Source organism: Allocellulophaga tsushimaensis (assembly GCF_055383085.1).
On record NZ_AP039451.1, the window covers coordinates 3,451,749 to 3,477,768 of the forward strand.

General features: G+C 31.5%; 25 protein-coding genes. 21 read left to right on the forward strand and 4 right to left on the reverse strand.

What is annotated here, in order from left to right:
* The first annotated feature begins 1 nt into the window (after nt 1).
* Nucleotides 2–907, forward strand: a complete 906-nt coding sequence (locus ACZ451_RS14985; protein WP_464213815.1) for a patatin-like phospholipase family protein — start codon at nt 2–4, stop codon at nt 905–907.
* Nucleotides 908–926: 19 nt separating this feature from the next.
* On the opposite strand, the gene ACZ451_RS14990 is transcribed toward ACZ451_RS14985, so the two are convergent.
* Entirely contained in the window at nt 927–1,445 is a 519-nt protein-coding gene (locus ACZ451_RS14990) for a DUF7935 family protein (RefSeq protein WP_464213817.1), read from the reverse strand.
* Nucleotides 1,446–1,775: 330 nt separating this feature from the next.
* On the reverse strand, nt 1,776–3,659 hold the full coding sequence (locus ACZ451_RS14995) for a hypothetical protein (protein WP_464213819.1): 1,884 nt from the start codon (nt 3,657–3,659) through the stop codon (nt 1,776–1,778).
* Between the two features lie 670 nt (nt 3,660–4,329).
* Here ACZ451_RS14995 and ACZ451_RS15000 point away from each other — a divergent pair.
* Entirely contained in the window at nt 4,330–5,298 is a 969-nt protein-coding gene (locus ACZ451_RS15000; RefSeq protein WP_464213821.1) for a hypothetical protein, read from the forward strand.
* A 4-nt stretch (nt 5,299–5,302) separates the two neighbouring features.
* On the opposite strand, the gene ACZ451_RS15005 is transcribed toward ACZ451_RS15000, so the two are convergent.
* Nucleotides 5,303–5,692: a hypothetical protein gene (locus tag ACZ451_RS15005; RefSeq protein WP_464213823.1), complete on the reverse strand. Its 390-nt coding sequence runs from the start codon at nt 5,690–5,692 to the stop codon at nt 5,303–5,305.
* Between the two features lie 319 nt (nt 5,693–6,011).
* The gene (gene porX / locus ACZ451_RS15010) at nt 6,012–7,556 is read right to left on the reverse strand and encodes a T9SS response regulator signal transducer PorX (protein WP_464213825.1); all 1,545 of its coding nucleotides are present in this window, start codon (nt 7,554–7,556) and stop codon (nt 6,012–6,014) included.
* 147 nt (nt 7,557–7,703) lie between these two features.
* Between porX and ACZ451_RS15015 the strand changes: the two genes are divergently transcribed.
* From ACZ451_RS15015 to ACZ451_RS15105, 19 genes are all read left to right on the forward strand, one after another.
* Nucleotides 7,704–8,933 (forward strand): HD domain-containing protein, encoded by a 1,230-nt coding sequence (locus tag ACZ451_RS15015; protein WP_464213827.1) that lies wholly within the window; start codon nt 7,704–7,706, stop codon nt 8,931–8,933.
* Between the two features lie 23 nt (nt 8,934–8,956).
* A complete protein-coding gene (lpxD, locus tag ACZ451_RS15020; protein ID WP_464213829.1) occupies nt 8,957–9,982 on the forward strand; it encodes a UDP-3-O-(3-hydroxymyristoyl)glucosamine N-acyltransferase in 1,026 nt (341 codons plus the stop codon).
* Nucleotides 9,972–11,375 (forward strand): bifunctional UDP-3-O-[3-hydroxymyristoyl] N-acetylglucosamine deacetylase/3-hydroxyacyl-ACP dehydratase, encoded by a 1,404-nt coding sequence (locus ACZ451_RS15025; protein WP_464213831.1) that lies wholly within the window; start codon nt 9,972–9,974, stop codon nt 11,373–11,375. The genes lpxD and ACZ451_RS15025 overlap by 11 nt, the downstream gene beginning before the upstream one ends.
* Nucleotides 11,376–11,390: 15 nt before the next feature.
* Nucleotides 11,391–12,176 (forward strand): acyl-ACP--UDP-N-acetylglucosamine O-acyltransferase, encoded by a 786-nt coding sequence (lpxA, locus tag ACZ451_RS15030; RefSeq protein WP_464213833.1) that lies wholly within the window; start codon nt 11,391–11,393, stop codon nt 12,174–12,176.
* A gap of 130 nt (nt 12,177–12,306) precedes the next feature.
* Nucleotides 12,307–12,873, forward strand: a complete 567-nt coding sequence (gene efp, locus ACZ451_RS15035; protein WP_464213835.1) for an elongation factor P — start codon at nt 12,307–12,309, stop codon at nt 12,871–12,873.
* 122 nt (nt 12,874–12,995) lie between these two features.
* The gene (locus ACZ451_RS15040; protein ID WP_464213837.1) at nt 12,996–13,928 is read left to right on the forward strand and encodes a UDP-3-O-(3-hydroxymyristoyl)glucosamine N-acyltransferase; all 933 of its coding nucleotides are present in this window, start codon (nt 12,996–12,998) and stop codon (nt 13,926–13,928) included.
* A gap of 75 nt (nt 13,929–14,003) precedes the next feature.
* Nucleotides 14,004–14,876, forward strand: coding sequence for a succinate--CoA ligase subunit alpha (gene sucD, locus ACZ451_RS15045; protein WP_464213839.1), 873 nt, complete (start codon nt 14,004–14,006; stop codon nt 14,874–14,876).
* 124 nt (nt 14,877–15,000) lie between these two features.
* Nucleotides 15,001–15,747, forward strand: coding sequence for a 3-oxoacyl-[acyl-carrier-protein] reductase (gene fabG, locus ACZ451_RS15050; protein WP_464213841.1), 747 nt, complete (start codon nt 15,001–15,003; stop codon nt 15,745–15,747).
* A 33-nt stretch (nt 15,748–15,780) separates the two neighbouring features.
* Nucleotides 15,781–16,095, forward strand: a complete 315-nt coding sequence (locus ACZ451_RS15055; protein ID WP_464213843.1) for a YbjQ family protein — start codon at nt 15,781–15,783, stop codon at nt 16,093–16,095.
* 263 nt (nt 16,096–16,358) lie between these two features.
* Nucleotides 16,359–18,380: a VWA domain-containing protein gene (locus ACZ451_RS15060; protein ID WP_464213844.1), complete on the forward strand. Its 2,022-nt coding sequence runs from the start codon at nt 16,359–16,361 to the stop codon at nt 18,378–18,380.
* A gap of 11 nt (nt 18,381–18,391) precedes the next feature.
* On the forward strand, nt 18,392–19,207 hold the full coding sequence (locus tag ACZ451_RS15065) for a prohibitin family protein (protein WP_464213846.1): 816 nt from the start codon (nt 18,392–18,394) through the stop codon (nt 19,205–19,207).
* Nucleotides 19,208–19,494: 287 nt separating this feature from the next.
* A complete protein-coding gene (hisG, locus tag ACZ451_RS15070) occupies nt 19,495–20,352 on the forward strand; it encodes an ATP phosphoribosyltransferase (RefSeq protein ID WP_464213849.1) in 858 nt (285 codons plus the stop codon).
* Nucleotides 20,353–20,359: 7 nt separating this feature from the next.
* Nucleotides 20,360–20,797 (forward strand): GNAT family N-acetyltransferase, encoded by a 438-nt coding sequence (locus ACZ451_RS15075; protein ID WP_464213851.1) that lies wholly within the window; start codon nt 20,360–20,362, stop codon nt 20,795–20,797.
* 7 nt (nt 20,798–20,804) lie between these two features.
* On the forward strand, nt 20,805–22,097 hold the full coding sequence (hisD, locus tag ACZ451_RS15080) for a histidinol dehydrogenase (protein ID WP_464213853.1): 1,293 nt from the start codon (nt 20,805–20,807) through the stop codon (nt 22,095–22,097).
* Nucleotides 22,098–22,300: 203 nt separating this feature from the next.
* Entirely contained in the window at nt 22,301–23,341 is a 1,041-nt protein-coding gene (gene hisC, locus ACZ451_RS15085; protein WP_464213855.1) for a histidinol-phosphate transaminase, read from the forward strand.
* A gap of 1 nt (nt 23,342) precedes the next feature.
* Nucleotides 23,343–24,476, forward strand: coding sequence for a bifunctional histidinol-phosphatase/imidazoleglycerol-phosphate dehydratase HisB (gene hisB / locus ACZ451_RS15090; RefSeq protein ID WP_464213857.1), 1,134 nt, complete (start codon nt 23,343–23,345; stop codon nt 24,474–24,476).
* A gap of 32 nt (nt 24,477–24,508) precedes the next feature.
* Nucleotides 24,509–24,862, forward strand: coding sequence for a four helix bundle protein (locus ACZ451_RS15095; protein WP_464213859.1), 354 nt, complete (start codon nt 24,509–24,511; stop codon nt 24,860–24,862).
* Between the two features lie 70 nt (nt 24,863–24,932).
* Entirely contained in the window at nt 24,933–25,514 is a 582-nt protein-coding gene (gene hisH / locus ACZ451_RS15100; protein ID WP_464213861.1) for an imidazole glycerol phosphate synthase subunit HisH, read from the forward strand.
* Nucleotides 25,514–25,927 carry a GNAT family N-acetyltransferase gene (locus ACZ451_RS15105; RefSeq protein ID WP_464213863.1) on the forward strand — a complete coding sequence of 138 codons (414 nt, stop codon included), beginning with the start codon at nt 25,514–25,516 and terminating at the stop codon, nt 25,925–25,927. The genes hisH and ACZ451_RS15105 overlap by 1 nt, the downstream gene beginning before the upstream one ends.
* Nucleotides 25,928–26,020 lie beyond the last annotated feature (93 nt).

The window sequence follows — 26,020 nt, forward strand, 5'->3', positions numbered from 1 at the left end:
ATTGAAAGCATTAGTAATTAGTGGTGGTGGCAGTAAAGGTGCATTTGCTGGTGGCGTTGCGCAGTATTTAATGGAGATAAAGAAAAAAGAGTATGATTTGTTCTTAGGAACATCAACGGGTAGTCTCTTAATTCCCCAATTGGCCCTTAAAAATGTTGGGAAGCTTTATGATATTTACACCAATGTAAATCAACTTTCTATATTTAGTTTAAATCCTTTTATTGTCCGTAAAAAAGATGGTAGAGAATATGTGACGATTAACTATTTAACTACTTTTTTACAGTTTTTAAAACGAAAAAGAACTTTTGGAGAAAGTAAAGCATTGCGTAGAACCATTAAAAAGAATTTCTCAAAAGCAGAATTTGAAACCATAAAAGCTAGTAACAAAGAAGTTGTGGTTACCGTATCTAATTTATCAAAAAACAAAGTTGAGTATAAAGCACTCAGCGATTTTGAGTATGAAGACTTTTGCGAATGGATTTGGATTTCTTGTAATTATATACCCTTTATGTCCTTAGTAAAGAAAAATGGTTTTGAGTATGGTGATGGTGGTTTAGGAGCCGTTGTACCCATTAGAGAGGCCATAAAACGAGGCGCTACAGAAGTTGATGCTATTATTTTAGAGTCCGAAAAAATGGAACAAAACAAAGTATTAGGAAAAAATCCGTTTTCCTTAATGTTAAGCATTTATGGTTTTGTTATAGATCAAATAGAATTTTATAATATATCTGAAGGCATCTTAGCCGCTAAGCACAAAGGAGTCACTTTGAACTTATATTACACTCCCACAAAATTGACTGAAAACTCATTGGTTTTTAATAAAAAACTGATGAAACAATGGTGGGAACTAGGTTTTGAGTATGGAGCCTCTAAGTTTAAAAATATAGATGTTGGTAATAATCCTTAAAAAGAGTGCCTGCTATTGTTTACCATAATGCACTAATTTCTTTTTTAACAAAAGAAATTGCAGTTGCAGAAGGTGATTCTTTATCCATAGTTTCATTTAAAATTCCTTCTCTTAGTTTATCAGCAGAATCAGATTGGTTCATTCCTGCCTGTCTTACAGCACGTATTGTAGCACTCTTGGCAGCTTTTATAACATTCCAACAATCATCAGAGATATAAATTTGTTGTGATAAATTATGGTCAAATTCTGTTTCAATATTTTTCACTAATAGATTCTCATAAGCATTTCTATCTTTAGAAATTGGAGCTACACGAACTACCAAACTAGGAATTGATATGCGTTCTAAAAATAAAATCATTCTTTCATAAGCCTGTAAACGAACTGGTAAAGTTTGTTTTTGTGTATCTTTTTGAAGTAAAAAGCGTCTTCTCCCTTCTTCGTTTTTTGTGTGTAATTTAAAGAAGTAAAATGCAATTGCTCCAGTTACAATGGTTGGTGCTAAATATGCAAAAAATTGTAAGATATCATCTGCGTTCATAGTATGTTTAGTTTATAACCTACTTTGTTTTTTATAGGTGGTTTAGTATAATGATTTTAGAACGATGTATTTTTAAAAATAGTATACTACTATTTAGAATTAAAAAGAATGAAGTAATAAAAATTGAAAACGTACTATTTTAGTCGTTTTTTAAACGAATTACGACTGCGAAATATAATAGTTAATCATACACACTGATGCAGTTAATTTAAAAATAAAATGAGTGAAATATGGACTTAAATATAGGCCTATGATTTTTATATAGATAAAATTACTGAACTACTCCAAGACAATATCTTAGCGTAGTCCAGTAATAAATAGATATTAGTTTTATCTTACATAAAGTGTTACTGTAGCTGTTTTACAGTTATTTGGACTACTAATTTCACAAATTTGATACTCAAAAATATAATCGCCAACTGGAGTGCCAGCAGCCACATCTATAGTACCATCAGAGTTTATGGAAAAATAATTATTATTATGTCCAAATAATTCAAGTGATACATTATTTGCATTTACAGGGTCTCCATCAATGGTATCATTATCCAATACATTTACAACAGCAGTAGCACCAGTAGCACCATTTATTGCATCCATACTATCTTCAACAGCAATAATATTAGCTGTTTCAAGATATACATTAAGCGTTACAATAGCTGTTTTACAATTATCTACATTGGTACGATCACAAATTTGGTATTCAAAAACGTATTGACCCTCAGGTGTTTCTAATGCTATATTTATAGTTCCATCAGTATTAATGGAAAAATAATTAGTTGTTTGGCCAAATAAAGACAGTATTACATTATTGGCATTTGCAGGTAATCCGTCTATAGTATCATTAAACAATACACTCCCGGTACTTGCACCATTTGACCCTTCTAAGGAAATATTATTTGCTATAATGTTAGCAAGATCATTAAATACAAAGAGCCTTACAGTAGCAGATTTACAATTATCTGCATTAGTAATATCACAAATTTCATAGTTTAAAATGTATTCTCCAGCTGGTGTACCATCTGCTACATCTATAGTACCATCTGAATTTAAGATGAAATAATTACTTGGTTGCCCTAATAAAGAAAGTGTTACGTTATTTGCATTTGCAGGATCTCCGGCAATGGTATCATTATCTAATACATTTACAACAGCAATGGCACCAGTAGTACCGTTTATACCGTCCATACCGTCATCAACAGCATTGATGCCTGCAGTTGTATCCTCATTATATACAAAAAGCGTTATAGTGGCAGATTTACAATTATCTGGGTTAGTAGCATCACAAATTTCATAATTTAAAACATATTCACCAGCTGGTGTTCCATCAGCAACATCTATAGTACCATCTGAATTTAATATGAAATAATTAGTTGTTTGTCCTAATAAAGTTAATACTACATTATTTTCGGTAGCAGGAGCTCCGTTAATAGTATCATTATCCAATACATTTACAACAGCAATAGCACCAGTAGTACCATTTATTCCGTCCATACCATCATCAACAGCATTGATGCCTGCAGTTGTATCTTCGTTATATATGAAGAGCGTTACAGTGGCAGATTTACAATTATCTTCATTGGTAGCATCACAAATTTCATAATTTAAAACGTATTCACCAGCTGGTGTCCCATCAGCAACATCGATAGTGCCATCCGAATTTAATATGAAATAATTACTTGGTTGTCCTAATAAAGTTAACACTACATCATTTTCGGTAATAGGAACTCCATTAATGGTATCATTATCCAATACATTTACAACAGCAATAGCACCAGTAGTACCATTTATTCCGTCCATACCGTCATCAACAGCATTGATGCCCGCAGTTGTATCCTCGTTATATACAAAGAGCGTTACAGTGGCAGATTTACAATTATCTTCATTAGTTGCATCACAAATTTCATAATTTAAAACATATTCTCCAGCAGGGGTTCCGGCAACTACATCTATAGTCCCATCTGTATTTAATGAAAAATAATCTGTGGTTTGTCCTAATAAAGATAGTGTAATAGTCTCTGGGCTTGCAACTTCGTCATTTACAGTATCATTGTCTAATACATTTACAACGGCATTTGCGCCAGTGGTACCATTTATGCCATCCATAGTATCATCAACAGCATTAATAATAGGTTCTAAAGTAGAATTTTCTTTGATTTCGCATGAGCTTATATTAAAAATAAGCACCATAATAAATAAGTATTTTAGTGATTTCATGATTTGGGTATATTTGTTTTGGTTAAGTAGGTTAATTAAATTAACGACAAAAATGTATCAATAGTATTCTTAACCCAAATGATTGTATAGAAATTATCTATTTATTTAAAAAATTAACTCTATTTTTTATCTTAATATTGAATTTTGTAATAAAATCTCTAGCATAAAAGTATAATATATTGTTGTTGCATTTATTAAAAATTATCTAGTTGCACATCACATATATTCATTAAAAATATATTTAAAAATGGGTAGCAGGAGTGTTTTAAACCTCTGTATATTCCCTAAAAAAATGGAGTTACTAAATTTTAATGTAGGAAAATCAAATATAATACAAGTCTATAAAATTCTTAGAAAACTGGATAACTTCAAGTTTATTTTTTCTTTTACAAGCGGAATTACTTACATAAATATATTATATTTAAATTTAAAATTGTTTTAGATGCCTTTTGTTAGTAGAAAAAAAATAAATTATAATTTTACAATTACTATTGTTGTTTTTTTTCTTCCATCATTACTTTTTCTATGCCTTTTTATGCCCAAAAAAATAGGCTTTTTTACACCCAGTAATGAATATTTCTATTTAATTTTTATAAAAATTTATGTTGTAAGTTTTTTGACGATATGGTTTTTAACGATTAAAGATTTGTGGCGTTACATATTGCTAATCATGATTTTGTATCTGTTTTATGATTTAGTACCTATTCTATTAGAACAAAAACAAAACAACCTACAAACTAATTTAATTGGACTTTTATTAGGATTTATATACATCTATGTTTTATATCAAAATAACATGCGGTATACCAAATATAATTTGAATGAACTACCTAAATTAACTTTTGATTTTATAAAAGTTTTTGTGAACGGTAGTAAAGCAAAACAATTGTATTTACAAAAACTAAAAGTATTTGATGCCAGTTATGATTTTGATGATAATGCTCCAAAAAATGCCATTTTATTAGATACAGTGAAATCCTTAGAAGTAAATTTGCAGCTAAAAAGTGAAGATTCTTTACTTAAAAAATTACAAAAAAAGAACTTCTTAAGTGTAAAAAATATAGTGCTATTTATAGCAATATTATTTCCATTACAACTATTAGTAGTGTATCTATTCATTCCCACCGGTATGCATAAATTTGATTTAGGTTTATTCACAATTGACGCATCATTTTTTGGATTAATAGAATTAAAAGACGCTATTTGGTTTCTAATTGGAAAAATTTGTATTGTTTCACTACTATTAATATGGTTTTTTACGTGTAAAAGTATTTTAAAATATGCTATTTTGTTTAATATAGCGGTTTCTTTATTTCAATTAATTACTTTGTTTTCAGAGCATACCGTTATACACCAGAACGAATTTTTAAATGTACTACCAATCTTAACACCAATTATCTTAATTATTTATCTATTAGGAAGATTGATAAAATACAAAGGAAAAATAACTATTTTAAATGAAGAAATAGAAAGTCAAATCAATAAAATAATTAGCTTCTTAAATAGTACATCTATAAAAAAACACTCATTAGTTATTCAATTACGAGATTTAAAAAGTAAACAAGAAAATATGGAAGAAAAAGACTATTACAATGAGCTTGTAAAATTAAAATTAGAATTTGAAAAGCAATTAAAGTAAACGGTTATTTCTTTTTCTTTTTCTTTTTCTTCTTAAGTTTTGTTGAACTTTCGGCCATTAAATTAATTTCACCTGTAACCTCTCTAAGAAGGTATTTAAACTCTTCTTCTTGCCTTTCACGTATTCTTCGTTCAATGATGTGATTTATCTCATCCTTTTTTTCTTGTGGAAGTTTACTAAAATCTAAAAGTTCATTGTCCGATTTAAGCATCTCGCCTTCACCAGTCATTAACCATACTAAATCTAGTTGAGGATACGTGGCTATTACTGTTTCAATTACATCACTACCAATGGACGCATTATTTTTTTCCATACGTAATGTGTATCCATTACTGGCACCAATTGAAATGTCAAACTTTCTGGCACTTATGCCTATGTGTCTGACAAACATCATTAATCTGTCTATAGTTTTTTGCATATTAGGGGATATGTTTAAATTATTAGCAACAAATATAGTTTTTATTTTATTTTATCGCAAAAAAGTTAAACAACTCATAATAACTTAAGCTGATTTTTTGTTGGTAAAGTATTTTTTTGTATGGGCTATACAAAGCCTGTAATAACCTGCTAAACAGTATTTTAACATGAAGTTTCTTACAATAAAAATGTTAAAAATTTAAAATATTTTTTTTTTAAATTTATTTTAAATTTTATTCAATATAACATTTTTACCATCATAAAAAGTAATAAATTCTCACTTTAGTAATTAGAAATTACCTAGGCTCAAGAACAATAAATGGAATTATCATCTCCTCTAATGAAACTCCACCATGTTGATAAGTATTCCTATAATAACTCACATAATGATTGTAGTTATTTGGGTAAGCAAAGAACTGATCATTTTTTGCAAAAATATAAGAACTTGTCATATTAATACTGGGTAAAAATATGTTACTAGGTTGTTCAGCAGCTAAAACATCCTTCTTTTCGTAAGATAAACTTCTTCCTGTTTTATAACGTAAGTTTAAACTGGTGTCTTTGTCTCCAATTACTTTAGATGGTTGTTTAACGTTTATAGTTCCGTGATCTGTAGTTATAATTAATTTTTGCCCCATATTTTGCGCTTGTTGTATAATTTCTAACAGGGGCGAATTTTTAAACCAACTTTGTGTTAAAGATCTATACGCTTTATCATTTGAAGCAAGTTCTTTGATCACTTCCATTTCTGTTTTAGAATGTGATAACATATCTACAAAATTATAGACCAATACAGTTAAATCATTTTTCTTTTGTGATTTATAATTTTGAGATAAATGTTTACCTTGTTTTAAGCTAGATATTTTATGATATTCCCATTCTATATTTAAACCTAAACGCTTTAATTGCGCACCAAGAAACTCTGCTTCAAAAAGGTTTTTACCACCATCCTCTGTATCATTCTTCCACCAATTTGGATGTTTTTTAGACATATCTAAAGGGGTAAGTCCAGAAAAAATTGCATTTCTAGCATATTGCGTTGCTGTAGGTAAAATACTAAAATAATCAGTTTCTTTTTTCTTTTTATAAAAAGGCGTTATCGTATCTTCAAAAGCTAACCATTGGTCATAACGTAAATTATCGATAACTACTAATAAGGTTGGTTGATCTATTATTTCTGGTGTAATATATTTTTTAAATAATGTGTGCGATAGCACAGGAACATCTTCGTTGGAAAACCAATCCTCATAATTTTTCTCAACAAACTTCCCAAACTGATTATTTGCTTCAGATTTTTGAGATTCTAGTATTTCAAACATGCTAGAATCTTCAATTTCTTCTAGTTGGAGTTCCCAATAAATTAGCTTTTTATATAATTCTGCCCATTCTTGGTAAGAGTTTACCATGGCCAAATCCATAGCAATTTTACGAAACTCTTGTTGATAATTTGACGTTGTTTTTTCTGAAATTAAACGAGAATTATCTAAACTTTTCTTAAGCGAAAGAAGAATCTGATTTGGTTTCACGGGTTTAATAAGGTAATCTGCTATTTTAGATCCAATCGCCTCATCCATAATATACTCTTCTTCACTCTTAGTAATCATCACAACAGGAAGACTAGAATCTACTGTTTTTAGTTCTGTTAAGGTTTCCAATCCAGAAATACCTGGCATGTTTTCATCTAAAAAAACAATATCAAATCGTGTTTCAGCAACAGCTTCTAATGCTTCCTGTCCACTTAAACACGTAGTGACATTATAATTTTTACTTTCTAAAAATAGGATATGAGATTTTAGTAAATCTATTTCATCATCAACCCACAAGATATTTATATTACTCATTTAAGATGTCGCTTTAAAAGTTTGAATTTTCTATTTAACTAAAAATAGAAATATATAGTTCTAGTATTGTTTTAACTATTATGCTGCGAAAATAAAATGTATAACTTTGTCACACATAATTATATAAGTAAAAAGCAAACATAAATTTTGGCAAAAACAGAAAAACTTGAAATTTTTAATGATCCAATTTACGGATTTATTCATATACCAAATACATTAATTTTTAAGCTTATTGCAGAACCAAGTTTTCAACGTCTTAGAAGAATTTCTCAAATGGGGCTTTCATATTTGGTTTATCCTGGAGCACATCATTCTCGTTTTCATCATGCCATTGGTTGTATGCATCTAATGCAGCAAGCCATACAAGTGCTTAGAATAAAGCAAGTTGAGATAACAAATGAAGAAGAAGAAGGGCTCTTAGCTGCTATCTTGTTACATGATATTGGTCATGGACCATTCTCACATGCCATGGAGCATAGCATCGTAGAAAATATAGATCATGAGCATATTTCATTACTTTTTATGGAACAATTAAATAAAAAGTTTAACGGAAGTTTAACTACTGCTATCGCCATTTTTAAAGGAAATCATCCCAAAAAGTTCCTCAATCAATTAATTTCTAGTCAGCTAGATATGGATCGTTTGGATTATCTAAAAAGAGATAGCTTTTATACAGGTGTTGCAGAAGGCAATATTAACGCAGAGCGCTTAATTACAATGCTTCATGTTGTTGATAATGAATTGGTTGTTGAAGAAAAAGGAATTTATTCTGTTGAGAAATTTTTAATGGCACGTAGATTTATGTATTGGCAAGTATATTTACATAAAACTGGCTTAGTAGCCGAGCAATTGCTTATTAATATTTTTAAAAGAAGTAAAGAGCTATTGCAGTGTGGAGTAGAACTTAATGCAAGTGTACCATTATTATTTTTCTTAAACCATAAAATAACAACTACAAATTTTACTGAAGATACTTTAAACTTATTTGCACAATTAGACGATGTAGATATCATGTCTGCCATAAAATCTTGGCAAGATCATCCAGATCAAGTACTATCTAAGTTATGTCAGATGATTATAAATAGAAAATTATTAGATATAAAAATTAAAAATAAACCTGTAACGGCTGATCAGCTTTTAAAACATAAAAATCGTATTCTAAGTAAAGAAAAATTTAAAGCTTCGGAAGTAAATTATTTTGTTTATGCAGGTTCTATACAAAACCAAGCATATCATCATAACAAACAGAATATTCATATCATAAAAAGTAATGGTAAAATTGCAGATATTTCAAAAATATCAGATCAGTTAAATTTAAAAGGAATCTCAAAAATGGTAACCAAATATTATATCTGTTACCCTAAAGATTCTGTTTAACAATTTTTCTTACTTTTGCAAATATGAATTTTACAGCGGGCCAAATCGCAGGTATTTTAGAAGGAGAAATAGATGGTAATCCTGATGTTTCTGTTAGCAAATTAGCCAAAATAGAAGAGGGCGAAAAGGGCTCTTTAACATTTCTGGCAAATCCTAAATACACCAATCATATTTATACTACTAAATCTTCTGTTACTATAGTAAATAAAGATTTTGTGGCGGAGCAAAAATTATCGACAACACTCATAAAAGTTGATGATGCTTACGAGTCTTTCTCTAAGCTTTTAGAATACTATCATCAAGTAAAAAATAATAAAGAAGGCATTGAAAACCCATCATATATTGCAACATCTGCCTTGTATGGATCTAAACTTTATGTAGGTGCGTTTGCTTACATTGGAGAAGATGTAAAAATGGGAAATAACGTTAAAATATATCCTAATGCATACATAGGTGATAATGCTATTATAGGAGACAATGTCATTGTACATGCAGGAGGCAAAATACATTCTGAATCTATTATAGGTGATAACTGTGTGATACATTGTGGCGCTATTGTGGGTTCTGACGGTTTTGGTTTTGCGCCAAGTGCAGATGGTACTTACAGTAAAATACCCCAAACTGGCAATGTCATTTTAGAAGAAGATGTTGATGTAGGCACAGGTACAACTATAGATAGAGCTACTTTAGGATCTACTATAATCCGTAAAGGTGTAAAATTAGATAATCAGATTCAAATTGCACATAATGTAGAAATTGGTGAGCATACTGTAATAGCAGCACAATCTGGTATAGCAGGTTCTACAAAAATTGGAAAAAACTGTTTAATTGGAGGTCAAGTTGGTATTGTAGGACATATTGTTATTGGAGATAGAGTGCGTATACAAGCACAATCTGGCATAGGGAGAAATGTTAAAGATGATGAAATAATACAGGGGTCTCCAGCAATAAATTATGGCGATTATAACAAGTCGTATGTACATTTTAAAAATTTACCTAAAATTGTAAATAGAATTAATCAAATTGAAAAAAAAATTGATGGTAAGTAAAACAACTTTCAAACAAACAACAATAGCAAAAGAAGTTACCTTGAATGGCGTGGGACTCCATACAGGTGAAAATGTAATAATGAAAATTTTGCCTGCAGCAGAAAACCACGGCTACAGTTTTAAAAGGGTAGATCTAGAAGGAGAACCTATAATTGAAGCAGATGCCAATTATGTTGTAAACACTCAAAGAGGAACTAATTTAGAAAAAAAGGGAGTCAAAATACATACTTCGGAACATGTACTTGCAGCTTTAGTAGGCTTAGAGATAGATAATGTTTTAATAGAGTTAAATGCGCCAGAACCTCCAATAATGGACGGTTCTTCAAAGTTTTTTGTTGAAGCTTTAGAAAAAGCTGGTATTGTTGAACAAGATGCATTTAGAGAAGAATTTATTGTTAAGGAAGTTCTTTCTTATAAAGATGAGGAAACAGGTAGTGAAATCACTCTAATTCCTGCAGATGAATACCAACTAGCTACAATGGTAGATTTTGGGACAAAGGTTTTAGGAACTCAAAATGCAACTTTAGATCGTCTTTCTGATTTTAAAACTGAGATTTCTGAAGCAAGGACTTTTAGCTTTTTGCATGAATTGGAAATGTTATTAGAAAATGGACTTATAAAAGGAGGAGATTTAAACAATGCCATAGTTTACGTAGATAAAGAAATCTCAGAGAGTACCATGAAAAAGCTAGAAAAAGCTTTTAAAAAAGACAAACTTTCTATAAAACCAAATGGAATTTTAGATAATTTAACCTTGCATCAACCCAATGAAGCAGCCAGACATAAGCTCCTAGATGTTATTGGAGATATAGCCCTTGCTGGTACAAGAATTAGAGGGAAAATTATAGCTACTAAACCCGGACACTTTGTAAATACACAATTTGCTAAGAAACTATCTAAAATAATTAAGTTAGAAAAAAGAAATAGAGTACCTCAGTATGATTTAAATCAACCTCCATTAATGGATGTTGTAGAAATTATGAGAAGGTTACCACATAGACCACCTTTCCTTTTAATAGATCAAATATTAGAGCTTACAGAAAAACATGTAGTTGGAGTTAAGAATGTTACCATGAATGAACCTTTTTTTGTAGGTCATTTTCCTGGAGCTCCTGTAATGCCTGGAGTTTTACAAGTAGAAGCTATGGCACAAACTGGTGGTATATTAGTTTTAAATACTGTGCCAGATCCGGAAAATTACTTAACGTTTTTTATGAAAATGGACAATGTAAAATTCAAACAAAAAGTAATGCCGGGTGACACTTTAATTTTTCACTGCAGTTTAATTTCTCCTATTAGAAGAGGTATTTGTCATATGCAGGCTTACACGTATGCAAATAACAAATTAGTAAGTGAAGCAGAATTAATGGCTCAAATTGTAAAAAGACAATAACTATACACACCCATAATGAATCAACCATTAGCATACATACATCCAGGAGCAAAAATTGCTAAAAATGTAGTAGTAGAACCATTTACCACCATCCACAATAATGTTACTATTGGAGACGGTACCTGGATAGGTTCTAATGTAACTATTATGGAAGGCGCTCGCATCGGTAAAAACTGTAATATTTTCCCTGGCGCTGTAATATCTGCACCTCCTCAAGATTTAAAATACGAAGGAGAAGAAACTACTGTTGTTATTGGAAATAACACAACCATTAGAGAATGTGCTACAATCCATAAAGGAACTTCAGATAGAATGAAAACCGTTATTGGAAAGAATTGTTTAATTATGGCGTATTGCCACGTGGCGCATGATTGCCTTGTAGGCAATAATTGTATTTTTTCTAACAATTCTACCTTAGCTGGTCATGTTACTATTGGCGATAATGTAATATTGGCAGGTTTAGTAGCTGTACATCAGTTTGTATCAGTGGGGCAACATGCTTTTGTAACTGGAGGATCATTAGTACGTAAAGATGTGCCTCCCTATGTAAAAGCAGCAAGAGAACCACTTTCCTATGTTGGGATTAATTCAGTAGGGTTACGTAGAAGAGGGATTAAATCCGAAAAAATAAGAGAAGTACAAAACATCTACCGTATTTTATATCAGAAAAACTATAACAATACGCAAGCGGTACAAATTATAGAAGCAGAAATGGAAGCTACTCCAGAAAGAGATGAGATTTTACAATTTATACGCGACTCCCAAAGAGGGATAATGAAAGGATACTTTAGTAATAGTTAAAGAAAATAGTAGTAAGATTTTGTTTTTAAATACTATGCAATAGTAAATATTAAAAGAAAAGTAGAATAATAAAAGTTAAGTTCATTAGTTTTATAGCAACAACTAAGAATTAGCAATTAACAACAATAATATGGCATCAACATCAGATATTAGAAAGGGATTATGTATTCGTTACAACAATGATATTTATAAAATAATTGAATTTTTACATGTTAAACCTGGTAAAGGTCCCGCATTTGTAAGAACAAAACTAAAAAGTATCTCTTCAGGAAAAGTATTAGATAACACTTTTTCTGCAGGCCATAAAATAGAAGATGTTCGTGTAGAAACACGTTCTTATCAATATCTATATCCAGAAGGAGAAACCTATCATTTTATGAATACAGATGATTACAACCAAATTACGCTTCAAGAGAGCGCTTTAGACGCTCCTGGCCTATTAAAAGAAGGTACTGTTGTAAAAATTATGTTTAATACAGAAGATAGTATGCCATTGTCTGTAGAAATGCCAGCTAGTGTTATTTTAGAGGTGACCTATACAGAACCTGGTGTAAAGGGAAATACTGCTACAAATGCTACTAAACCAGCAAAAGTAGAAACAGGAGCAGAAGTAAATGTACCACTATTCATAAATGAGGGCGATAAAATTAAAATCGATACAGAAAAGGGAGCCTATATGGAGCGTGTAAAAGAATAATATATTATTCTTTTTTTAAAATAGAGATTGAAATATTCATTGGTAAAATCTATATTTAAATTATTTTCCCAACAGCAAACTTTTTACCTTACAAAGAGGTAGCTCACTTAATAGAGTAGCATATGAAATTCCCTAATCCACATACTTTAAAACAAATAGCAGCTATTATTCAAGCAGAATATATAGGTGATGCAGATTTTTTGGTTATAGGAATGAACGAAATTCATGTTGTAGAAAAAGGAGATATTGTTTTTGTGGATCACCCTAAATATTATGATAAAGCCCTAAATTCTAATGCAACAACTATATTAATCAATAAAAAGGTTGATTGCCCAGATGGTAAAGCCTTATTAATTTCTGATGATCCTTTTAGAGATTTTAATGCGTTGACTAACTTTTTTAAACCTTTTGAAAAAGCACAAAAAACTATTGCTGCCACAGCTAAAATAGGAAAAGGAACCATTATACAACCCAATAGCTTTATTGGTAATAATGTAGTGATTGGTGATAATAGTATGATACATTCTAATGTATCTATTTATGATAACTGTGTCATAGGGAATAATGTTACCATACATGCAGGTACAGTATTAGGCACAGATGCTTTTTATTATAAGATGAGACCAGAAGGCTATGATAAATTGTTGTCAGGAGGACGCGTAATAATTGAGGATCATGTGGACATTGGAGCACTTTGTACTATAGATAAGGGTGTTACTGGTGATACAAGAATTAAAAAAGGCACCAAAATAGATAATCAGGTACATGTAGGTCATGATACTGTTATAGGAGAAAAATGTTTAATAGCCTCACAAACTGGTATTGCTGGTTGTGTAGTGATTGAGAATGAGGTAACACTTTGGGGACAAGTAGGTGTTACAAGTGCTATTACTATAGGAGAAAAAGCCGTAGTTTTAGCGCAAACTGGAATTTCTAAATCTATTGCAGGTAGAAAGACCTATTTTGGAAGCCCTGTGGAAGAAGCTAGAGAAAAATTGAAGCAATTGGCTAATGTAAAAAAGATTCCATCAATCTTAAAAAAGATAGATTTATAAATAAGCAGTCGAATGCTTTAGAAATTGTAAGCAAAGGCATATTTTTGTGCAACTTAAATTAATAATGATAAAATAATGAGTGTTTTAGTTAATAAAAATTCTAATATAATTGTTCAAGGCTTTACAGGTAGTGAAGGTACTTTTCACGCTGAGCAAATGATTGAATACGGCACTAATATTGTAGGTGGTGTTACACCAGGTAAAGGAGGGCAAGTACATTTAGGAAAGCCAGTTTTTAATACGGTTCTTGAAGCTGTAGAAAAGGCAAATGCTGATACCACAATAATATTTGTACCACCAGCTTTTGCTGCTGATGCAATTATGGAAGCTGCTAATGCAGGAATTAAAGTAATTATAACAATTACTGAAGGTATTCCAGTAGCAGATATGGTTAAAGCCTCAAATTATATAAAAAATATGGATTGCCGTTTGGTAGGTCCTAATTGCCCAGGGGTTATTACTCCAGGAGAAGCAAAAGTTGGGATTATGCCAGGTTTTGTATTTAAAAAAGGAAATGTAGGGATTGTTTCAAAATCAGGAACACTTACTTATGAAGCTGCTGATCAAGTAGTGCGTCAAGGATTAGGAATCACTACAGCAATTGGTATTGGCGGAGACCCTATCATTGGAACAACTACAAAAGAAGCGGTAGAATTGTTAATCAATGATCCAGAAACAGAATGTGTGGTGATGATCGGTGAAATAGGAGGTCAGTTAGAAGCAGATGCTGCAAAATGGTATCAAGAAAGTGGTAGTAAAAAGCCTATTGTAGGTTTTATTGCTGGTGAAACAGCACCTGCTGGACGTACTATGGGCCATGCAGGAGCTATTGTTGGTGGTAGTGATGATACTGCACAAGCTAAAAAAGCAATTATGAGAGCAAGTGGTATCCATGTTGTAGATTCTCCTGCCGAAATAGGACTTAAAGTGAAAGAAGTTATGGGATAATCCATTCCATGAAAATATAAATCCCGTTTCTACTGAAATCATATTTGGTTAAAACGGGATTTTTTTCGTCTTTATCTGAAACAAAACTTATATTTGATTATCAACCGAAGTAAATGAGCATAAAATGAAATTATTAGAAGGAAAAAATGTAATTATAACAGGTGCCAGTAGAGGTATAGGAACTGGAATAGCACAAGTTTTTGCTGAGCAAGGTGCAAATGTAGCATTTACGTATAGCTCTAGTGAAGCACCAGCTTTAGCATTAGAAAAAGAATTAGCAGGTAAAGGTGTAAAAGCCAAAGCCTATAAAAGTAATGCGGCTAGTTTTAACGAATCTGCAGATCTGGTTGCTAAAGTCTTAGAAGATTTTGGAGGAATAGATGTACTAATAAATAATGCAGGGATTACAAAAGATAACTTATTGATGCGTATGGCTGAGGAAGATTTTGATAAAGTGATCGAAATTAACTTAAAGTCCGTTTTTAATATGACGAAAGCTGTGCAGCGCACGATGCTAAAACAACGTAAAGGATCTATTATTAACATGAGCAGTGTAGTTGGTGTAAAAGGGAATGCCGGACAAACCAATTATGCAGCATCTAAAGCAGGTATGATTGGGTTTACGAAATCTGTTGCCTTAGAATTGGGTTCTAGAAATATTCGTTGTAACGCCATTGCTCCTGGTTTTATAGAAACAGAAATGACAGCAAAACTAGATGAGAAAGTGGTACAAGGCTGGCGAGATGGTATTCCGCTAAAAAGAGGTGGGAGTACAGAAGATATCGCAAATGCATGTTTATTCTTTGCATCAGACATGTCTGCCTATGTAACAGGGCAAGTGCTTAATGTTGATGGCGGAATGCTAACATAACACATTGATTATTAGTATTTTAAACTTATAAATATGATTTATGTAACTACTCCAAATGTAATTGGTAAAGAAATATCGGAATCTTTAGGTACCGTTAGAGGAAGTACTGTACGTGCACGTAATATTGGAAGAGATATTTTTGCAGGATTTAAAAATATTGTTGGCGGCGAAATATCTGAATATACTAAACTATTATCAGAAGCTAGAGAACAAGCTTTAAAAAGAATGCTAGATGACGCAGCAAACTTGGGTGCTGATGCAGTGGTAAATGTTAGATTTACAACTTCGCAAGTTATGCAAGGAGCAGCAGAAATGCTAGCATACGGAACAGCGGTAAAATTTAAATAATAGGAATGCTTAAGTATATTCCATTTTTAGTGATGCTATTGTTTTATGGAAGTATTTTGTGTATTCTAATTTATCTAATATTCAAAAGAATATCAGAAAAAGAAAATGAAGACTTTGAAAAAAGAGATCATTAAATTAGTAAATAACCTCGAAGCAAGCTTACGAGGCATTAAAAGGAAAATTAATATTGATTTCGACGCAAGCATCGGAGCAATTTAAATCTCGATTATCGAGTAAAAAACAAATCATCCATTCTATAAAATATGCAAAGTAAAACCATACTATTTATTATCCTTGCGGCTATTGTTGCAGGAATTGTGGTTTTATTTCAATATTATTTTAAAGCAAAAAAGAGAGTAAAGCTTACTATTTACCTTTCCTTTTTGCGCTTTTTAGCTGTTTTTGGACTTTTATTGTTACTCATTAATCCAAAACTTTCTAAAAATGAGTATAACATTGAAAAAGCAAATCTTATCGTTCTTTCTGATAATTCTTCCTCTCTTGCACCATATAAAAATGATATTTCAACTGTTATAGGAAGATTAAAGGAAAATACTTCAATTCTAGAACGATTTAATCTTAGTTCATATCATTTTGATTCTGAATTACATGCAAATGATAGTAGTACCTATAAGGGCACTCATACAAATATTAGTCAGGCATTACTAGCACTTGACGAAGTATATGAAGATAATACTGCGATTGTGCTACTTTCTGATGGTAATCAGACTATTGGTCGCGATTATGAATATATTAGAACTACACATAAAATGCCCGTTTTTCCTGTAGCAATAGGAGATACTACAACATATGATGACATTAGAATAAGTAAAGTAAATACAAATAAATTTGCTTTTTTAAAAAACAAATACCCAGTAGAAGTTTTTGTTGCATATGATGGTTTAAAAAATATAAACACTCAATTAACAATACGATCAAATGGGGCAATCGTCTTTAGAGAAAATTTAAGCCTTTCAAAAGATAAAAGTTCAAGTGTTATCAATACAAACTTAAATGCAAATACGGTAGGAGTAAAAACAATAACTGTTTCGGTAACACCAATAGAGAACGAAAAAAACACATTTAATAACACAAAAAGTTTAGCGGTAGAAGTAATAGACGAAAAAACAAATATTGCAATCATCGCATGCAAACTACATCCAGATATTGGCGCGTTAAAAAAAGCATTAGAAAGCAATGAACAACGTTCAGTAAAAATTTTAAAGCCCAATGCTAAAGCCTCAGAACTAGAGAATACAGCAATTTTTGTATTATATCAGCCAAATTCTTCTTTTAGAAATATTTACAAATACATTCAAGATAAAAAAGCAAGCCTTTTTACTATTACTGGAGTACAAGTAGATCGAAATTTTTTAAATTCTGTTCAGAAAACATTCAAACTTGGAGGTAACTACCCCATTACAGAAACATTTCCTTTATTAAATGCTTCTTTTACAAAGTTTGATATTTCAGAATTTTCATTTGAGAATTTCCCACCCTTAAATGTTGGTGTAGAAAGTACAGAAATACAAGGAGGAGAAACAATGCTATACAGAAGTGTTTTTGGTACTAAATTAGATCCTCCGCTCTTAGCTATTGTAGATGGAAAAGAGGCTAAAGAAGCCATTCTTTTTGGAGAAAATATATGGAAATGGCGTGTGCAAAGTTTTAGAAACGATCAAGATTTTAAAAATTTTGATGATTTTATGGGTAAAATAATTTTATATCTAGGAACTACAAAACCAAAAAACCGATTAAATATATCCTATAAAGCCATTTATGAAGGAAGCACTGAAGCAAAGATCACGGCAACATATTATGACAATGCCTTTGTTGTAGACACTAAAGCCAGCTTAGTATTAAAAATTAAAAATCTTGAAACGGAATTCGAAACTGAAATTCCAATGTTGTTAAAAGGAAATTCTTATGAAGCAGACTTATCTAACTTACAAGCAGGAAACTACAGCTTTACCACTACAGTAAAAAATCAAAAATACAGCAGACAAGGAAAATTTAGCATATTAGATTTTGATGTAGAAAAACAGTTTACAGCTACAAATTATAAAAAGTTAAATGCGCTAAGTAGTCAAACTAACGGAAAATTATATTATCCCTCTCAAATAGCAGATTTAGAATCAGAATTAACAGCAAATAATCAGTTTGTACCAATACAAAAGCGCATCAAAAATATTGTATCTTTGATTGATTTTAAATGGTTATTAGGGATCATTATAGCTGCGCTAACATTAGAGTGGTTTATTAGAAAATACAACGGACTAACTTAAACAAATTTGAAATGGATAAATTACCAAAAATTGCATTACCAATAATATTTATAGCGATTATAGCAGTAGTTATTATTACAAAATCAGCAGTAACTATTGATGCAGGACATGCAGGTGTATTATATCAAACTCTCGGAGATGGAGTTGATCCAGATGAAAAAGCATTAGGGCCTGGCTTCCATTTTATAGCTCCATGGAATAGAGTTATCGATTATGAAACTCGACTTCAAGAAGTTCCTGAGGCGATGTCAGTTTTATCATCCAACGGTTTGGATATCAAATTAGACGCTTCTGTACAATATATGCCAGATTTAAATAACTTAGGAAGACTTCATAATCAAAAAGGAGAAGGGTATTTAACGCGTGTTTTACAACCTGCGGTTCGTAGTGCTGCAAGGAGTGTTGTTGGACGTTATACACCAGAACAATTGTATTCTAGTAAAAGAGACGCAATCCAAAATGAGATTTTTGAAGAAACAAAAAAAATAGTTGGTGATCAATATATACTTCTTGAGCGTGTTTTAATTAGAGATGTTACATTACCGAACACAATTAAAGAGGCAATAGAACGTAAATTAAGACAAGAACAGGAGTCTTTAGAATATGAATTTCGTTTGGTTACAGCTCAAAAAGAAGCCGAAAAAGTAACTATTGAAGCGCAGGGTAAAGCAGATGCCAATAGAATATTAAGCGCTTCTTTAACTGATAAAATTTTACAAGATAAAGGTATTGATGCTACTTTAAAGCTATCAGAATCGCCTAATTCTAAAATTATTGTTGTTGGAGGAGGGGAATCTGGATTGCCTTTGATATTGGGTAATAATTAAAAATAAAGTTATAGATACACTTTTAAAACTAAAAATTGGTTGATTTCTTTTCTAGAAGAAAAATATAACTTAATTTTGTATTATAATGGTAAATAAATTTACACATCATCATTTTTATACTGGCGCTTAAGCGAGGTAAAAATGTATTGTAGTAATGCAACATATATAAAACCCGTTTGAGCAATCAAACGGGTTTTACTTTTGGCATTGACTCCGCTCAACCTTAGCTTACATAATGGTTTGTTGAGCGTAGTCGAAGGAACAAAACTGAATAATAGACAATAAAAATGACAAAAATTAGAATTGCTATTCAAAAATCGGGTAGACTTAATGAAGAATCGTTAGGGATTTTAAAAGATTGCGGAATTTCTATAGATAATGGAAAAGATCAGTTAAAAGCATCTTCTAGAAACTTCCCTATGGAAGTCTTTTATCTTAGGAATGGTGATATTCCCCAATATTTAAGAGATGGGGTAGTAGATCTTGCCATTATAGGAGAAAATGTATTAATAGAAAAAGGAGAAGATATTTCTATTGCAGAAAGACTAGGCTTTTCAAAATGTAAAGTTTCATTAGCTGTACCAAAAGATGTTGCATATAAATCGGTTCAAGATTTTCAGGATAAACGCATTGCAACCTCTTATCCAAATACCGTAATTAATTACTTAAAGGATAAAGGAGTAACTGCTGACATACATATTATTAATGGTTCGGTAGAAATTGCTCCTAATATTGGTTTAGCAGATGGTATATGTGACATCGTTTCTAGTGGGAGTACACTATTTAAGAATAACCTTAAAGAAGTAGAAGTAATGCTAACCAGTGAAGCTGTATTGGCCGTTTCACCTAAAATATCGGACGAAAGCAAAAAACTATTAGAAAAATTGCAATTTAGAATACAGTCCGTTTTAAAAGCTAGAAAATCTAAATATGTATTATTAAATGCTCCAAATGATAGGCTAGACAATATATTAGCATTGTTACCAGGAATGCGAAGCCCAACAGTACTTCCCTTAGCGGAAAAAGGGTGGAGTTCTGTACATACCGTGATTAATAAAGATAAATTTTGGGATGTTATCGACCAATTAAAACAAGCAGGTGCTGAAGGTATTTTAGTGTGCCCTATAGAAAAAATGGTGTTGTAGTATCGTAATGAAAAGTGATCTAAATATCAGGTTAATACCTTATGATGAGATGGAAACGATACTTCCATTAAGTATGTTACTGAATAAGGGAAAGATTCCGTATGATATTTTACAGAAAAGACTCAAAGACATGCTAGCCATGGGAGGATATGAATGTATTGGAGTATATGATCAAAAAGAATTAATAGGAATCTGTGGTTTTTGGATTTTAAATAAACTTTATGCTGGCAAGCATGTAGAGCCAGATAATGTTTTTATAAAAGAAACATATCGTAGTAAAGGCGTAGGGCAATTGATGATTGATTATTTATTTAAACATGCTAAAAGCATAGGCTGTGAAGGTACAGAAGTGAATTGCTATACGATAAATGAAAAAGGAAGACAGTTTTGGGAAAGACAAGGGTATGAACCTTTAGCATATCATTTTTTTAAAAAATTTGATTAAAATTAAAATGAATAAAATTTATAATCCAAATAAAACAGCATGGAAAGACGTTTTAAAACGTCCTACCCAAACTGTAGCTGATATTGAAAGTACGGTAAATACCATTTTTAACGAAGTAGCTCAAGAAGGTGATGTTATTTTAAAAAAATACACCCAAAAGTTTGATGGTGTTACCATAAAAAATCAAGTAGTTACTACAACTGAAATAGAAGAGGCAGTTTCATCCGTTTCAGTAGCACTAAAAGAAGCTATTCAATTAGCAAAAAGCAATATTGAAGTTTTCCATAAAGCCCAAAAAACTGATAAAGTAACCGTTGAAACGATAAAAGGAGTTCAGTGTTGGCAAGAGAAGAAACCAATCCAAAAGGTAGGCTTGTATATTCCGGGTGGTACGGCTCCATTATTTTCAACTATTCTAATGTTAGCAATTCCAGCAAAAATTGCAGGTTGTAAAGAGATTGTTTTATGTACACCTCCCAATAAAGAAGGAAAAATTAATCCAGCAATTCTGTATACAGCACACTTATGTGGTGTTACTAAAATTTTTAAAGTAGGTGGCATTCAGGCCATTGCAGGGATGACTTTCGGTACCGAAAGCATCCCACAAGTATATAAAATATTTGGGCCAGGCAATCAATATGTAACGGTAGCCAAACAAATAGCCACAAAACATGGAGTAGCTATAGATATGCCTGCTGGGCCTAGTGAACTACTTGTAGTTGCAGATGATACGGCTAATCCCGCTTTTGTAGCATCAGACTTGTTAAGCCAGGCAGAACACGGAGTAGATAGTCAAGTAATTTTAGTATCAACTTCTAAAGAACTTATGCTAGAAGTAGAGCAAGAAATAACAAAACAAATTAGTGATTTACCAAGACAAGAAATTGCAGAAAAAGCAATTGCTAATAGCAAACTGATTTATGTAGCAGATGATGAAACGGCTATTGATTTAATTAATGAATACGGCCCAGAACACTATATTGTTTGTGTAGAAAATGAAGATTTCTATGTAGAAAACACATTAAATGCAGGTTCGGTATTTATTGGCAACTATACTCCGGAAAGCGCTGGTGATTATGCTTCTGGAACCAACCATACGCTACCCACAAACGGTTATGCGAAGCAGTATAGTGGTGTAAATTTAGATAGTTTTCTAAAGAGTATGACCTTTCAGAAAATATCAAAAGAAGGAATCAAAGAAATTGGAAAAGCTATAGAAATTATGGCTGAAGCAGAAGGTTTACAAGCTCATAAAAATGCAGTAACACTTAGGTTGAAGGATTTAAAGTTAACTTCATGAATGTTTGATTTGAAATTGATTTTAATCAAATTGTTTAGATATGTTTTCGGAGTTTCTTTTGCGATGAGTATCATACATATTTTAATGTATTTAAAATATTATGAAGAAAAAGCTGTAATACAGGATATAATTAAAGTAGCAATAATAGCTATTACTACTTGTCTAATATCATTTATAATATTAAAAATGTTGGAAAAAAAATAATGAATTTCAACTTAGAAAATATAACAAGAGAAAATGTAAAAGGCTTAAAGCCGTATTCATCTGCACGAGATGAATATGTTTCAGATGGTTCTAAAATGGTTTTTTTAGATGCTAATGAAAACCCCTTTGCCAATGGAGTTAATAGATACCCAGATCCTCAACAACGCAGCTTAAAAGCTGTTTTAGCAACACAAAAAGGAATTAACACCAAAAATATTCTTCTAGGCAATGGTAGTGATGAAGTTTTAGATTTATTGTTTCGTGCTTTTTGCGAACCAAAAGAAGACAATATTATTTCTTTACCGCCTACATACGGCATGTATAAAGTCCTTTCTGGTATTAATGCTATTGAAAATAGAGAAGTGCTATTATTAAACGATTTTCAGCCTAATGTAACAGAAATTTTAAAGACAGTTGATCATCATACTAAAATAATTTTTATCTGCTCTCCTAATAACCCTACAGGGAACAGTATTGCTACAAATAGTATTATAGAATTACTGAATAACTTTAAAGGATTGGTGGTTATAGATGAAGCTTATATTGATTTTTCAACAAAAGAAAGTTGGGTAACTCAACTGACCAATTTTCCAAACCTTGTAATTACGCAAACGCTTTCTAAAGCATACGGAATGGCAGGGATTAGATTAGGGATTTGTATCGCATCAGAAGAAATTATCACAATTTTAAATAAAATAAAGCCTCCCTATAATATCAACGAACTTACCCAACAAAAGGCATTAAATCGTATTCTTGACACAGAAGGAGTGAAATCAGAAATTAGCTCAATATTAATAGAAAGAAATCACTTATTTAAAGTATTAGTTGAAGTTAATTTTGTTGAAAAAATATATCCCTCAGAAGCAAATTTTGTTTTAGTAAAAGTGGATAACGCTACAAAAAGATACGATCAGTTATTAGAAAAAGGAGTGGTAGTTCGTAATAGAACAACGCAAGCTTTATGTGAAAATACACTGCGTTTTACTGTGGGAACATCAGAAGAAAATAAGACATTGTTAAATGCATTAAGAGAAATATAAGATGAAGAAATTACTCTTTATAGACCGAGACGGAACCATTATAAAAGAAACCGTAGATGAGCAAATAGATGCTTTTGAAAAGATGATTTTCTACCCTAAAGCATTTACGTACTTAGGCAAAATAGCAAAAGAACTAGACTACGAATTAGTTATGATTACCAATCAAGATGGCTTAGGTACAGACGTATTTCCAGAAGAAACTTTTTGGCCTGTTCATAATTTTATCATCAATTCTTTTGAAAATGAGGGAGTCGTTTTTGATAAAGTGTTTTTAGATAGAACCTTTCCACATGAAAATGCAGATACTCGAAAGCCAGGAACAGGTTTGTTAACCGAATATTTTTCAGATGCATATGATTTAGCCAATTCATTTGTAATAGGAGATCGATTAACAGATATAGAATTAGCAAAAAATCTAGGAGCAAAAGGTATTTTTATAAATGATCATACCAATTTAGGAACAGGAGAGATCACTATAAAACGAGATGAATTAGAAGCTACCATTGCCTTAGAAAGTAACGATTGGGAAAAAATTTATGAGTTCTTAAAATTAGAAGCAAGAACATCAGAAATTCATAGAAAGACCAATGAAACAGATATTTACATTAAACTGAACTTAGACGGTACAGGAAAAAGTAAAATTGAAACTGGTTTAGCTTTTTTTGATCATATGTTAGACCAGTTAGCGCGTCATGGGCAGATGGATTTAGAAATAAAAGTAGATGGCGATTTAGAAGTAGATGAGCACCATACTATAGAAGATACGGCTATTGCACTAGGAGAGCTTTTCAGTAAAGCTTTAGGTAACAAATTAGGCATTGAACGTTATGGCTTCTGTTTGCCTATGGACGATTGCCTAGCTCAGGTTGGTATTGACTTTGGTGGACGTAATTGGTTGGTTTGGGAAGCCGATTTTAAACGTGAAAAAGTAGGAGATATGCCAACAGAAATGTTTTATCATTTCTTTAAATCCTTTACAGATGGTGCAAAAGCAAATTTAAATGTAAAAGCAGAAGGGACCAACGAACATCATAAGATAGAAGCTATTTTTAAAGCTTGGGCAAAATCTATAAAAATGGCTATAAAAAGAGATGTAGAGAAAATGGTATTACCCAGTACAAAAGGAGTTCTTTAAAGTACGAAGTACAAAATTAAAAGTACAAAGTAATGCAAGATTTAAAATTAAGAACTAAAAAGTTTGCTATCGAATGTTGGAAGTTTTGTGAGCAAATTCCAAGATCTAGAGAGTTAGATGCATGGGTTAGACAATTAATTCGTAGTTCAAGTTCAGTTGGAGCTAATTATAGAGCATCTCAAAGGGCAAAATCTACAGCTGATTTTATAAATAAGCTTAAAATTGTTGAGGAAGAAGTTGATGAATCAGCTTATTGGTTGGAATTATTTTTAGAGGTTAAGGAAGATAAAAGTCATGAAATAAAATTATTGCATAAAGAAGCAAAAGAGCTATTGGCAATTACTGTCGCATCAATTAAGAAATCAAGAGAAAATATAAAAAAGTAATAAAATGATTATCATTCTTTGTAAAACAAAAAACCTTGTACTTCGTACTTCAAACCTTGTACTTTAACTTATGAAAATTGTAATTATAAATTACGGAGCAGGAAATATCCAGAGTATCAAATTTGCTATTCAGCGATTAGGATATGAGGCAGTCTTAAGCAATAATGTTAAGGAAATACAAGCCGCAGATAAAGTAATTTTTCCAGGAGTGGGAGAGGCTAGTACTGCAATGCAGAAACTTAGGGCTAGTGGATTAGATGCTTTAATACCAAATTTAAAACAACCCGTTTTAGGAATTTGCTTAGGGATGCAATTAATGTGCAATTCGTCTGAAGAAGGAAATACTAAAGGCTTAGGCATTTTTGATGTAGATGTTGTTCGTTTTTCAAACCAAGTAAAAGTTCCACAAATAGGCTGGAATCAAATTATGGATTTAAAAACAGATTTATTCAAAGAAGTTTTAGAAAAAGAACATATCTATTTAGTACATAGTTTTTACGCCCCGCTTTGCACAGAAACAATTGCCATTGCTGAATATGAACTCAAGTATAGTGCGGCATTACAAAAAGATAACTTTTATGGAACACAATTTCACCCAGAAAAAAGTAGCACTGTAGGTGAGCAAATTTTGAAGAATTTTTTACTAATGTAATGAAGGCTGATTTTTACATATCAACAGATAAAAATCAATTAGATATTCATCTGATTCATGATTATCTATCCAATCAATCGTATTGGGCTAAAGGAAGAAGTGTTGAATTGGTGAAAAAATCAATTGAAAACTCGTTGTGTTTTGGAGTTTTTAATGAGAATGGACAACAAATTGCTTTTGCCAGAATAGCAACTGATTATGTGGTTTTTGCTTGGTTAATGGATGTTTTTGTTATTGATGCACATGCCGGACAGGGGATTGGAAAATGTCTAATGGAATATATGACCAATTACCCAGCTTTAAATGAGGTAAAAGGAATTGGACTACGAACAAATGACGCTCACGGTCTGTATGAGAAATTTGGTTTTAAAAAAATAGAGAATCCAGAAACATGGATGTTAAAGAAAAAATAAAAGAATTATGACAATTTTGTGCTGAAATAAAGAAGATGAATTATTCATTACAAAGAAGTATTGAAAGAACTTAATACGAATTACTTTGTACTG

Excerpts from the sequence above, each read along its gene's own strand:
- ACZ451_RS14990 (WP_464213817.1), bottom strand. The coding sequence starts at position 1,445 with ATGAACGCAGATGATATCTTACAATTTTTTGCATATTTAGCACCAACC.
- ACZ451_RS14995 (WP_464213819.1), bottom strand. The coding sequence starts at position 3,659 with ATGAAATCACTAAAATACTTATTTATTATGGTGCTTATTTTTAATATA.
- ACZ451_RS15000 (WP_464213821.1), top strand. The coding sequence starts at position 4,330 with ATGATTTTGTATCTGTTTTATGATTTAGTACCTATTCTATTAGAACAA.
- ACZ451_RS15005 (WP_464213823.1), bottom strand. The coding sequence starts at position 5,692 with ATGATGTTTGTCAGACACATAGGCATAAGTGCCAGAAAGTTTGACATT.
- porX (WP_464213825.1), bottom strand. The coding sequence starts at position 7,556 with ATGAGTAATATAAATATCTTGTGGGTTGATGATGAAATAGATTTACTA.
- lpxD (WP_464213829.1), top strand. The coding sequence starts at position 8,957 with ATGAATTTTACAGCGGGCCAAATCGCAGGTATTTTAGAAGGAGAAATA.
- ACZ451_RS15025 (WP_464213831.1), top strand. The coding sequence starts at position 9,972 with ATGGTAAGTAAAACAACTTTCAAACAAACAACAATAGCAAAAGAAGTT.
- lpxA (WP_464213833.1), top strand. The coding sequence starts at position 11,391 with ATGAATCAACCATTAGCATACATACATCCAGGAGCAAAAATTGCTAAA.
- efp (WP_464213835.1), top strand. The coding sequence starts at position 12,307 with ATGGCATCAACATCAGATATTAGAAAGGGATTATGTATTCGTTACAAC.
- ACZ451_RS15040 (WP_464213837.1), top strand. The coding sequence starts at position 12,996 with ATGAAATTCCCTAATCCACATACTTTAAAACAAATAGCAGCTATTATT.
- sucD (WP_464213839.1), top strand. The coding sequence starts at position 14,004 with ATGAGTGTTTTAGTTAATAAAAATTCTAATATAATTGTTCAAGGCTTT.
- fabG (WP_464213841.1), top strand. The coding sequence starts at position 15,001 with ATGAAATTATTAGAAGGAAAAAATGTAATTATAACAGGTGCCAGTAGA.
- ACZ451_RS15055 (WP_464213843.1), top strand. The coding sequence starts at position 15,781 with ATGATTTATGTAACTACTCCAAATGTAATTGGTAAAGAAATATCGGAA.
- ACZ451_RS15060 (WP_464213844.1), top strand. The coding sequence starts at position 16,359 with ATGCAAAGTAAAACCATACTATTTATTATCCTTGCGGCTATTGTTGCA.
- ACZ451_RS15065 (WP_464213846.1), top strand. The coding sequence starts at position 18,392 with ATGGATAAATTACCAAAAATTGCATTACCAATAATATTTATAGCGATT.
- hisG (WP_464213849.1), top strand. The coding sequence starts at position 19,495 with ATGACAAAAATTAGAATTGCTATTCAAAAATCGGGTAGACTTAATGAA.
- ACZ451_RS15075 (WP_464213851.1), top strand. The coding sequence starts at position 20,360 with ATGAAAAGTGATCTAAATATCAGGTTAATACCTTATGATGAGATGGAA.
- hisD (WP_464213853.1), top strand. The coding sequence starts at position 20,805 with ATGAATAAAATTTATAATCCAAATAAAACAGCATGGAAAGACGTTTTA.
- hisC (WP_464213855.1), top strand. The coding sequence starts at position 22,301 with ATGAATTTCAACTTAGAAAATATAACAAGAGAAAATGTAAAAGGCTTA.
- hisB (WP_464213857.1), top strand. The coding sequence starts at position 23,343 with ATGAAGAAATTACTCTTTATAGACCGAGACGGAACCATTATAAAAGAA.
- ACZ451_RS15095 (WP_464213859.1), top strand. The coding sequence starts at position 24,509 with ATGCAAGATTTAAAATTAAGAACTAAAAAGTTTGCTATCGAATGTTGG.
- hisH (WP_464213861.1), top strand. The coding sequence starts at position 24,933 with ATGAAAATTGTAATTATAAATTACGGAGCAGGAAATATCCAGAGTATC.
- ACZ451_RS15105 (WP_464213863.1), top strand. The coding sequence starts at position 25,514 with ATGAAGGCTGATTTTTACATATCAACAGATAAAAATCAATTAGATATT.